Source organism: Microcystis sp. LSC13-02, from assembly GCA_002282935.1.
In the GTDB taxonomy this organism is placed as follows: Bacteria; Cyanobacteriota; Cyanobacteriia; order Cyanobacteriales; family Microcystaceae; genus Microcystis.
Map to the genome: position 1 here is coordinate 1 of MTBT01000114.1, position 12,154 is coordinate 12,154.

Sequence of the window (12,154 nt, forward strand, 5' to 3'; positions counted from 1 at the left end):
GTGTGGGGTAAAATCGAAACGAATAGGCTTTTTCCATGTCTCACATTCTGGCATATATCGTGTAAATGCGCTAGTATTTAACAGTAAAGCCGTCGTAGAACGACGGGGTTTCAGACCCAAAATTTTCGATGAACATAACTAGGCGAGAATTGATCCAGCAGACAGGTTGGGGGTTGCTGACTTTGGCGATTAGTCAAGGGACAGTTAACCGTCATTTGGCTGCTCTCGCCGCCCCTAATCCCCGAAAATTGGCTCTTTTAGTCGGTATTGACCAGTATGGGGCGAATATTCCGCCGCTGCCCGGTTGTCTTACCGATGTGGAGTTACAAAAAGACCTTCTCCGTTATCGTTTTGGCTTTCAGGATGCTGATATAGTGACTTTAACGGGACAAAAAGCCAGTCGAGAAGCGATCGAATTGGCTTTTTTAGAACACCTGATCGCCCAAGCTAAAACGGGGGATGTAGTAATTTTTCACTTTAGCGGTTATGGCAGTGTTGGGGCCCGAAAAGAGGTTTTTATTGCTGCTGATGGGGCAGAAAATGCTCTAATTAAGGAAAATATTTTGCTTTTGGCTCGCTGTCTAGCTACGGATAAGTTTAGCTTGATTTTTGATAGTAGTCATCTTCCCCAAAATCGTCCCTATCTCGGTAATCTCCGCGTTCGCTCCTATTCTAGAGCCATTAGTGACCTTAACCCCGCCGAGTTAACTTTCGCTGCCGATATTAAAACCCGTTTTAACCTCAAAAATAAGCCTAGTAACGGCGTTATTCTCGCTGCCGCTAAACCAGAGCAAATCGCCCTGGAATTGAGCGGTAATAGCCCCAATGCTGGCTTATTCACCTATGATCTCACTCAGTATCTCTGGCAAGTTTCCCCCAGTCCGACAATCGCGATCGCTTTTCCCCGTCTCCGCAATCTCGTCGCTAGTCACAGCAGTGAACAACAGCAACCGGCAATCCTAACCAGTAATCAAAAAAATAATTCTGCGGCGCTCTATCATACAAATCCAGAAAAGTCAAGGGGTGGGGCGGCAATTGTTACAAATCTTATTGACGAGCGCACCCTAGAAGTCAATCTGGTCGGCCTGCCCTTAGAAATCCTAGAAAATTACGGAATTAACTCCTGTTTGAGCTTTATTGAGGCGACCGGGGAGGAAATCAGCCTACAAATTCTCTCCCGTCAGGGTTTAAAAGCCAAAGCCCAGTTATTATCACCAACCGCCTCCCTAGAAATAGGACAGATTCTAGAGGAAAAATTGCGGGTTTTTCCGAGTCAAATCGGCTTAATCGTCGGTTTGGATAATAACTTAACCCGGATTGAACGGGTAGATGCCACCAGTACCTTTGCCAGTTTGCCCGATGTGGCCGCCGTGGTTAACATTGGCGAACAAGCGGTAGATTGTCTCTTAAGTCGAGTTGGTAGCGAAGAAACTGGCAATTATCAGTTATTATCTCCCAATGGCTCCCTAATTATCGGTAGTTTAGGGGCGGTCAACGAAGCAATTAAATCGGGAATCAAACGACTGCAATCGCAACTAGAAACCCTGCTGGCCTGCAAATTGTGGCACTTGTTGATCAATCAAGAATCCTCCGGTTTAGCCGTCATTGTCACCCTCGAAAGCATTGATAAAATCTATATCTCCCGTCTGCAAACGAAAAAAGCCGTCAATAATAGCAAGGCCAACGATAACGCTAACAATGACTTAATTCTGCCCTTGGGGACAGAAATTCGCTATCAAATTGAGAATCAAGAAGAACAACCCCTCTACGCACTGATCCTTGTCCTCAACAGCGATCGCCAACCGCTTTTATACTGTTCCTGTTCAGAAACCCCCGATAATTTCACCAATTCCAGCCCATTGGCCCCCTTTGTCGTGGCGGCCAAAAGCAAGGCCACCATCCCCAATGACCGCCAAGGGCATTGGAAAATTAGTCAACCCAAGGGCATCAGAGAAAATCTACTGATCCTCAGTCGCCATCCTTTCCCAAAAACCTTTACAATCCTTAATGCTACTCAAAACGTCAAAGGAGAAGCCACCCAACTGCTCACCCTGACTAACCCCCTAGAAATAGCCAGAGCATTCGGTCGCGATCTAAAATTAGATTTAGGTCTAAAAATGGATAGTTCTGGCAGTGTAATTGATGAATACGCCTTTGATCTAGGAACTTGGTCAGGTTTCCGGTTTATTTATCAAGTTATGGACTAAATCGATAGAAAATTCTTATGGAATCCTTGAAAAGAAAAGGTTAAAATCCTAAAACAGCTACCCCTAAATTTCCCGATGAATCTTCTGCCCCGGACCACTCAAAGCCGCCTCAAAAAAATCCCACAAATTCCCAGTGTTTGGGAAGGAGATCGTCGTGCTTTATCCTTATCCGAGAGAATGCCCCGGGCCACCTTAGAACCAAATCAAGAAAGCGGTGGCGAGTGCGTGATCTGGGTGGATGGTAGCGAGGGCTGTGTACGCGCTATGGAAGTAGTTTCCCCCGAAACCGGGCCTGAGGCCATGGTGAGAACCTTAATCCGCGCCATCGAAACACCGCAAAGTCCCGCCCGGCCAGCCAGACCGAAAAAAATTATCGTCCGCGATCGAGAAACACAGTTTTTTCTGCGCGGGGTACTGCAAGATCTGGATATCACCATCGATTATGTCCCCAGTTTGCCCCTGATCGATGATCTCTTTCGTGGATTCGACGAATTCCAAAATAACCGCCCCCCGGCAATTCCTCCCGCTTGGCAGTCCGCTTTAGTGAAAACCGCTCACGAAATTTGGAAAGCTGAACCCTGGTCCTGTTTAGCTGATTACGATATTTTGGAAATTAAGCTCGATCGACCTGATTTCCCGAATCTTTACGCCTGTGTCATGGGAATGCTCGGTCGGGAATACGGAGTCATTCTCTATCGTTCCCTAGAATCCCTCAAACAATTCCGGCAGTCCGCTTTGGCAGAAAAATCGATGGAAAGATTAGAAAAGGCCTTTCTTTCCCAAGATTGCTGGTTTTTAAGCTACGAATTGGCCGATGATGATGAGGACGATGATGAGGATGACTACGATCTAGCCTCGGCTGCCCCCTCCCAAATCCATCCAGTTTTCGGCAGCGTGCATCCCTACGAAGGTATTCGCCCCTATTTAGATGAAGAAGAAGCAATCACGGTATATTTAGCTTTAATGGCTCTGTTGCGCTTTTTTAAAGGCAATCAATCCGCTTTATCCGAAGAACCGATCGGAGAATTACAGCGTCGTTTTCGCATTCCCCTCGATCCCGAACAGGCAAAAGGGGAAACCTTGGCGGTGACGGTGGCCACGATGCCCGATCTATGTGCGGAATTTATGCAACTCTTGGAGGAGGACGACGACGAGGATGAGGATGATGAGGAAGAATCCGTACTCAAGGAGGATTTAGTTCCTGATAATGCACATCTCAGTCTGGGAATGGTTCCCTGGCAATTATTAGATAAAATTCGCAGTCGTCCAAAAATCCATTATCAACCCCAATCCGTACCGACAAAAGGAGAGGGTTTCCCCGTGGTGATGATCCAGACCTCCCGACCGAAAGCCAAGGAAATTATCGAAAAAATCGAACAAGCTGGCGGTTTGGCGGCTATTGGTTTTAACCCCGGCGAAGATCCCCTCGAAGATACCCGTTATGATCTGGGGATTCTGAAAATGGCTAATGGTGATCTCTATCTATTTGGGGAATTCGAGGAAGATGATCCCGACCACCGTAACGCGCGCCGCAATTGGCAAAAACGCATCAAAAATACCGAGGGTTATTGTGGTTTGATTATTGCCATGGGCGTAACCGGTTCCTCCTGCGGTAATCCCCAATTAAACGATATGTTGGCTCTCTATGAGGCAACATCGATCAATAGTAAAGATTTAGACTTGGGAGTTTTGACTCTTATGCCTCACTTCGGTTAATTTGAACGGGCAGCGGCGCAGCTTTTTTTCAGTAATCAGTCATCAGTCATCAGTCATCAGTAATCAGTTTGCTTGGCAAATTCAGTAATAATTTTGGCCGCATCTTCTCTAAACTCTTGCGGGCAGTTTTCATCCACCAGATCTGGCCACAACGCCGCACAAATTACCGCCCGACACGCGGCCAGTGGTCGCCTTGCCCACCAGATATGAAGTGTAGAAATATGCCCATGACGAATCGATTTTTACCGCCACCCATGGGCAGAAATTCGCTTAATGGGTAGGTCAACTTCAATGAGGCGTTTAGGGTAGGTCGTCATAGTTAAAATTTTACAATCTCGTTAAAAAATCCCACTCCTCAAACCAAGTTGAGCGATCAACGCATTCTAATAAAGCAATAAAATCCTGCTCAATATTAAACGCTATATTATGAGGGCTGATCACCTGATTGATAATTGCTTGAACGTCATCTTTTTTGGCATACTTGTAAAAATCCCGTGTATTCAAAATTTGATTGAAATAGTTGCGATAAGCAGTTGATAATTGAACATCATTTTCTGGAATTGACTTATCATTTGTACCCAACATATCATCACTTTTGAGCTTATCCCGAACAGAGCGACATTGATAGATGATTTTTTCAAATGCCTCATCATCATTGAGTAATTGCTGTAATTTGGGATTCATATAGCTCAGATAGGCTTGTTGAAGACCTTCGGCAAGACGAACGGCATCCACTGAAATCGAATTTTGCTGGCGATTTAACCACAGAAAAAGTAATCTACCCAATTTATCAAAATCTGTCAATAAAATAGATTCAAACGTATATGCACGTGGGATATACGTTGGCAAACCAAACCGATTATCTAAATTACTTAGAATTAGATTTTTATGGTCGTCATTTAAGAAATCTCTATCAAGAATTAACACAGATTTTTGCCATAAATTCTGCTGATTTCTAATTAACTGAAAGATCTTTTTATAACTAGGTAAATCCTTAAAAATTTGAGAGACTCCACCCATCACCCAGAAAGAATATTTTTTTGTATTTATACCAATAGTATTATTTTGTAATAACGTATAAATTGCTTTTGCATCATCCTGACCTTCGACAAAAATGATTTTATCCGCTTCAACTGCATTAATAAAATCTAAACCATTGCTATTCCCTAAAGAACTAATAATAGGATTTAGCGCAGAGGGATAAATTCCTTTAAAGCGTGGCTCTACTAAAAGTTCTTGTCGAGATAAAGCATTATAATTATATTGAGGTCTATTTTCAATATGAAAAAGCTGATGCAGAGGAACCTGACGAATTAGAGTCTCATTATGAGTTGTTAAAAAGATTTGAGTATTTGTCGAAAATCTAAGAACCGTATCGATTAAACGTTTTTGAATATCCCGATGAATATGACTATCAGGCTCATCAAATAAAATTAAGTTTAGGTCTCTAGTTTTTTCCGGTGCGTAAAGATTCAATAAAATAACAATAATTTGTAACGTTCCACTTCCCAATAGAGAAATATCTTTCTCAATATCTCTTGACTCGATTTTATAATAAATCACTGATTTTATATCTTTTTGGATATCACTTTTAGGGAAAAACTCAATTTTTTTATCGCCGTTAAAGAGAATATACGATAAATCTCGAATAAATTTATTGTAAAGATTTTCATTTCGAGTTGTATCATAATAAAGATTGTATAAACGATTACGAACAACTTCAACAGACTCTCTTTTTTGAATAGATTCAATAATTTGTGGACGAGTCACAAATCTCTCCTCAGTTCTGATGGTGGCTACAGGAGAGGCAAAAGATGCACTAATAGGGTTGGGAAAATTTTCAAAAAACTCATTGAATCCTCTAAAGTTATATTGGTTATAATTCAAAAGCTCAATAACATAATTTAACCCAGAGGTCTTGATAGAAAAACCAATTTCTAAATTTATATCTACTTTATTTAAGTTAATAGATAATTCAATAGGAGCAGTTGTATCACGTTGATAAAAAATATCGTCAATATTTGAAGTTCTAACCGTTTTAATAGTTTCGTAAGGAAAATATTTTTCTGTTGTATGACCGAGAATATAATCACCTTTTTTGTATAACTCTTTATATCCTTTGCCCGCTTGTCGAATTAGCTTATTAAAACACTCATGCCAAAGGGCGATCGCCTCTAGCAAATTGGTTTTTCCTGAATTATTAACCCCAGTAAAGACATTAAAATCAGGATCTAGATCTACGGTAACATCTTGAAAAGACTTAAAATTTTTAATCTGAATTTTGCTGATCTTCATTCCCGTTCATCCTGCCGTAGAATTGCCTCTAGTCCAAGCTGATAATGTTCAATGCTTGTAACAGGTTGCCGTCCTAGCGTAACCGCATCTCGAATGACATAAACTTCCGACATCATCCCACAGTTAAACACTATATAGAGCCAATAGTCCCGCTTTAATCGTTCGGCTGTTTTATACTTATCTCTGATGCTAACACAATTTGGAAGTAGGTTAGCCCAATTAAATCTAATTAGGGAGCAGTCTCGTAGATTGGTTTGAGCGAAACAATACTTGGGAGAAAACGTATTAATTCGATTGAAAAAGCGAAACCCAACAACCCCAACGCTTACTGCTTAACTCTCAAAGTAATTGGCTGATAGCATTTTTCTTTATTCGTGGCAGGCATCCTACTCGCCTCTCCCCTTCTGGGAGAGGGTGGGGGGAAGGTAAATTAACCATCTCTGCCATTACTTTAGAAAAATGGTATCAGTGGATTGACAAAAATTGAGCTGCAGCCTCAGTTCTGATCACCGATCACTGAAATCCCTAAAATTAAGCGATAATGTAAAGTAAGGTAAAACTTTCTGGACAAATTCTTATTATGGTGTTATTCGGATTCGGAAAAAAATTAACTTTGCCCACAGTAAGGGAGGCACTACCCGGGCGATCGGAAAAAATGCCCGTACCTAGCGGCCACTACGTTAACGGTCATCCCTTGCAGCCCCCCTTTCCCACCGGCATGGAAACCGCAATGTTTGGTTTAGGCTGTTTTTGGGGAGCAGAGCGTAAATTTTGGCAATTAGAAGGAGTTTACACGACGGCCGTAGGTTATGCGGCTGGCATCACCCCCAATCCCACCTATCAGGAAGTGTGTACCGGCATGACTGGGCATAATGAAGTGGTCTTAGTGGTCTATGATCCCAGTGTGATTTCCTACGAACAACTTCTAAAAGTCTTTTGGGAAAGTCATAATCCCACCCAAGGGATGCGTCAGGGTAATGATACGGGAACCCAGTATCGATCGGGTATCTATACCTATAGTCCCCAGCAAAAGCAATTAGCGGAAAAATCCCGATCAATGTACCAAGAAGCTCTCAATCAAGCGGGCTACAGTCAAATTACCACGGAAATTCTCGACGCACCTGAATTTTATTATGCTGAAGTTTATCATCAGCAGTATTTAGCGAAAAACCCCGGCGGTTACTGCGGTTTAGGGGGAACGAAAGTGGAATGTCCGATCGCTCTTGATCTGAAGTTAACTTAAGTAGGGTTAGGAGTCAGTTATCAGTTATCAGTTATCAGTTATCATTCAGATCATAAAATATCTTTTCTTTTTTGCAACCAATAGGTAAGGAGAAAATAAATAAGGGAATGAAGAATTAATACTCCCCAATTCAATAACAAATTATTGATAGATAATTGATAAACTTGATTGGTATCCTCAAAGGGTAAAGGGATATTAAGATCTTTTGCTTGTGCAATCATATCTTCCACCTCTACTAATACCCCGTAGGCACCAATCGACCAGCGACTAATCATCAACCATGATAGATATTTCCCCAGACCTTCTAAGCTAAATAATACCCCAGCAAAGATAATCTGAGGAATTAAAATTAAAGGTAAGGCACTATTTGCTTGGGTGATATTACTAACGCCAGCAGAAATTAATAAACCGAGATTAATCGCCGCAAATATAGTTAAAAATGTGGTAATAAAACAGCCAATTAACCAGGTCATTAATTCCGGTTGCGGTTGAGTAAATCCCCAAAATATCACGCAGGTAATTACAATTGTTTGCAGAAAAGCTAAGGCTGCTAAAACCAGAATTTTTGAGAATAAATAGGGTAATAATCCCAGATTAACTAATCTTTCTCGCTGATAAATTGCTGATTCTTTGACAATTTCCTGTAGGGAACAGGCAAAACCTACCCACAATTCCGCGCAGGTAAACACAAAGAGAGTTTTTAAGGCTAAAGTTGCCGATTCGATAGCATCTTCACGCTTAGCATTATCTCCCAAAAATAAAGGATCTTTGTCCCCTAAAACCATAGCCATTAAGAAAATTCCAATCGGGGCGGTTAATAGGTATAAAATTAAACTAAATCGATCACGGATAATTAACTTGCTATAGCGTTGACATAAAACCTGTAGTTGTGTCCAAAAAGATTGTTGAACCTGTTGCGGCCTACTATGATTTTGCTGAAATATTTTACCGATTCTTGCTTCAATATTATTTTTGTAGTAGTCGGATTGTTGAAAACGTTGGCATTCTTGCTCAACTTTTTCCCTAGTTTCCAGATGAATATAAATATCGGCAAAATCCCCCTGAGGTAAAGAGAAAAAATTTAAGGCCTCCCCCGGAGAACCAAAATAACATAAATTGCCTCCTTGACCGAGGAAAACTAATTGATCGCAGAGATTGATATTATTAGTAGCATGGGTGACTAGGAGAATTGTTCTGCCTTCTTTGGCCAATTTTGCCAGCAATTCCATCATCTTTTTATCTAAACCGGGGTCTAATCCCGAGGTGGGTTCATCTAAAAAGAATAATTTGGGATTGGCTAATAATTCTACCGCAATACTCACCCTTTTTAATTGACCACCGCTTAAGTCTTTGACTAAAGTATTTCTTCTTTCTAATAACTCCACCTGCTGCAGGGTTTTCTCGATCACTTCTTGGCAATTAAGATCGGGAGGTAGCCTTAATTTAGAAGCGTAATATAACACTTCTCCCACGGTTAAATCCCTGTGGACGATATCGTATTGGGGAACATAACCGATTTGGGTGCGATAGATATTAAAATTCTGGCGCAGCTCTTCCCCATTCAGATAAACAGTTCCCGATGTGGTGGGTTCAATTCCCAATAAAGTCTTTAAGAAAGTCGATTTTCCCGCACCACTTCCCCCAACAATCGCCACTAATTGACTCGGTTCGATCGGTAAGGAGATATGATTGAGAATTATCAAGGGTTGTTTCTTTTTATCCCGCACCATCCTGACGATATTTTCGGCATCTAGACGGATATTATCCCCTGTATCTAATAAAACTAATTCATCTCCCTGCAGCCGAAAACTATAGGGACCGATTCTCACTGTACAACCGTTAGTTAAAATGGCACTACCCGATACTTTTTCTCCGTCGATAAAGACTCCATTGGTGCTTTTGTCATAGAGAATATAACGATTTTGGTTATCGCTGTCGATAATTGCGTGTTGTCGGGAAATTGTCGGCGCGTCTAAAACCACAGTCGCGGTATTATCTCGTCCTAAAACTACACTGCGATTGCCTAGGGAAACCGATTTAAAAGCTAAAGGTGGGCTTTTTACCGGTTGGTTAGGATGATAATAGGTGATCTTGACCCAATTTTTGACATCTTGACCGATATTAATCTCATCTCCATTTCGTAAAAGATAGCCCTCTTTGGGAGTAATCACGCGATTGTTGATAAAAAGTTTATTGGAACTAGGATTAGTCCCGTCTCCATCGTGGATATAGTAATCATTTCCCTGACGACGAAAACAAGCTTGTACTCGACTCACCAGCGTCCAGTGTTGGGGAACAACTAAATCCACCTGTTGACCATCCCGCCCCAATTTATAATTAGGACGACTCAGATTAATAGAAGGGAGAATTTCTCCCTGATTGTTAAGAATAATGTAGGGTTCTTGACTAATAACCGTTTTAATGTTGGGAGAATTGGTCATAAAAAGTTGATCGGTGGGTGGCGTTCGCGGGGGACGGTAAGAAGCTAAGATAGAATTGATGTCTCGATCGCTACTGTTAACCTCAGAGTCTGGAACGAACTCTAGAGATCATGTTAGTAAAACTTCTTAGGATCGATCGAGCTTGTCTAAATTCCTATTCCTAAGACCTATCCACAGGTTATCGTGCTGTTAGACGATGGTTACAACTCCTATTTCTCCTACCGCCAAGGTTTCTAAAGTCGAAGGTATCAAAGAACACAGTAATTATCTACGAGAACCTTTGGCCAGTGAACTCCTCGAAGATACAACCCATTTTACCGATGCGGCGGTACAGATTCTCAAATTTCACGGTTCCTATCAACAGGATAATCGCGACCATAGAACCAAAGGTCAAGAAAAAGACTATCAAATGATGTTGCGTACCCGCAGTCCGGGGGGTTTTATTCCCGCACAACTATATCTTACCCTCGATAGTTTGTCCGATCGCTATGGTAACGGCACTTTACGGGTGACAACCCGCCAAGGCTTCCAATTACACGGCATTTTAAAGAAAAATCTCAAAGCAACCCTCGGGGAAATTATCCGCAGTATGGGATCCACTTTAGCGGCCTGTGGTGATGTTAATCGCAATGTCACCGCACCGCCAGCCCCCTACAAAAATCGCCCCGAATACGGCTATGCTTGGGAATATGCCAATAATATCGCCGATTTGCTCACTCCCCAAACTGGAGCTTACTACGAAATTTGGCTCGATGGCGAAAAAGTGATCAGTGCAGAAGAAGCACCAGAAGTCAAGGCATCGAGACAAAAAGATACAAATGGCATTAACAAAAACGATCCCATCGAACCGATCTACGGTCAACATTATATGCCCCGTAAGTTCAAGATCGGTGTCACTGTGCCGGGAGACAACTCCATCGATATCTACACCAATGACCTCGGTTTGGTGGTGATTACCGACGCAAACGGGGAATTACAGGGTTTTAACATCCTTGCGGGGGGTGGACTGGGAAGGACCCACAATAAGGAGGAAACTTTCCCCAGAATGGCCGATGCGATCGGTTATGTGAGCAAAGAGGAGGTGTACGATCTGGTAAAAGCGATCGTGGCAACCCAAAGGGATTACGGAGATCGCGGCGATCGTCGTCATGCCAGAATGAAATATATCCTCGAAGAATGGGGAGTAGAAAAATTCCGCAGCACTGTTGAGGGTTATTTCGGCCAAAAAATCGCACCCTACCAACCCCTCCCCGATTGGAAATATCAAGACTTTTTGGGATGGAATGAACAGGGAGACGGAAAATTATTTTATGGTCTTCATGTAGAAAATGGCCGGGTCAAAAATGAGGGCAGTTTTCAGCTAAAAACCGCCTTAAAAGTGATTATCGAGCGTTTTCAGTTGCCCATGCGCTTGACGGCTAACCATAATATCATTCTCTACGAAATTGAACCCAAAGATCAGGAAGCGATCGAGGCGATCCTGAAAGAACAGGGAATTATCACCAATCCCGCCGAAATTGACCCTTTAACCCGTTATTCCATGGCCTGTCCCGCTTGGCCCACCTGTGGATTAGCGATTACCGAGTCAGAAAGAATTTTACCCAGCGTGATTGAACGCATTCGCACTCTGCTTAATCGCTTAGGATTAACCAAAGAGGAATTTGTCATCCGCATGACAGGATGTCCCAATGGCTGCGCGCGTCCCTATATGGCAGAATTAGGATTTGTGGGTAGCGCTCCCAATTCCTACCAACTCTGGTTAGGGGGAACGGCCGATCAAACTCGACTAGCGCGCCCCTATTTGGATAAAATGGCGATCGATGATCTAGAAAAGGTCTTAGAACCGATTTTCGTTTACTTCCAACAGGATCAACAAAATAACGAAACCTTCGGAGAATTCTGTCACCGAGTCAATTTCCCTGCTTTACAAGCATTTTCAGCCACCTACACACCTAAAATGACCGAAACTACTACTGAATCAAAACCCAAACGCGTGCGTAAAAATCAAAACCGTGTCAGCGTCCCCGATGAAATGTTTGTCCGTCTCAAGGAAGCTTCGGAAACGGAAAAACGGCCGATGAATCAAATCATCAATGAGGCGCTAGAGGCCTATTTCAGCCAAAAATCCTAAGTTATCAAGGTGGGTTAAATCCCACCTTTTTTTATCTTGAATGTCGGGGTGAAGACCCTCGCTTTTAGCGACGGGATGAAACCCCGACCAGTATAAAACAGCAAAGCACGACATTTCGACA

The 12,154-nt window shown here is 42.4% G+C and carries 7 protein-coding genes; 4 read left to right on the forward strand and 3 right to left on the reverse strand.

The genetic code is table 11. From position 1 onward, the window contains the following. The first annotated feature begins 128 nt into the window (after positions 1-128). Both BGL89_RS06935 and BGL89_RS06940 read left to right on the forward strand, forming a co-directional pair. Positions 129-2,207, forward strand: a complete 2,079-nt coding sequence (locus BGL89_RS06935) for a caspase family protein (RefSeq protein WP_286825065.1) — start codon at positions 129-131, stop codon at positions 2,205-2,207. Positions 2,208-2,282: 75 nt separating this feature from the next. Further along, a complete protein-coding gene (locus BGL89_RS06940; RefSeq protein WP_286825066.1) occupies positions 2,283-3,923 on the forward strand; it encodes a DUF6930 domain-containing protein in 1,641 nt (546 codons plus the stop codon). Positions 3,924-3,979: 56 nt separating this feature from the next. On the opposite strand, the gene BGL89_RS06945 is transcribed toward BGL89_RS06940, so the two are convergent. Together BGL89_RS06945 and BGL89_RS06950 are read right to left on the reverse strand one after the other, a co-directional pair. Then, positions 3,980-4,159 carry a DUF1156 domain-containing protein gene (locus BGL89_RS06945; RefSeq protein WP_286825071.1) on the reverse strand — a complete coding sequence of 60 codons (180 nt, stop codon included), beginning with the start codon at positions 4,157-4,159 and terminating at the stop codon, positions 3,980-3,982. Between the two features lie 91 nt (positions 4,160-4,250). Further along, positions 4,251-6,218 (reverse strand): ATP-dependent nuclease, encoded by a 1,968-nt coding sequence (locus tag BGL89_RS06950; protein ID WP_286825067.1) that lies wholly within the window; start codon positions 6,216-6,218, stop codon positions 4,251-4,253. A gap of 580 nt (positions 6,219-6,798) precedes the next feature. Here BGL89_RS06950 and msrA point away from each other — a divergent pair. After that, entirely contained in the window at positions 6,799-7,461 is a 663-nt protein-coding gene (msrA, locus tag BGL89_RS06955; RefSeq protein ID WP_286825068.1) for a peptide-methionine (S)-S-oxide reductase MsrA, read from the forward strand. 50 nt (positions 7,462-7,511) lie between these two features. Here msrA and BGL89_RS06960 read toward each other — a convergent pair whose 3' ends face one another. Further along, the gene (locus BGL89_RS06960; RefSeq protein WP_286825069.1) at positions 7,512-9,902 is read right to left on the reverse strand and encodes an FHA domain-containing protein; all 2,391 of its coding nucleotides are present in this window, start codon (positions 9,900-9,902) and stop codon (positions 7,512-7,514) included. A gap of 196 nt (positions 9,903-10,098) precedes the next feature. On the opposite strand from BGL89_RS06960, the gene sir reads away from it, so the two are divergent. Continuing rightward, positions 10,099-12,033: a sulfite reductase, ferredoxin dependent gene (gene sir / locus BGL89_RS06965; RefSeq protein WP_286825070.1), complete on the forward strand. Its 1,935-nt coding sequence runs from the start codon at positions 10,099-10,101 to the stop codon at positions 12,031-12,033. Positions 12,034-12,154: the final 121 nt, after the last annotated feature.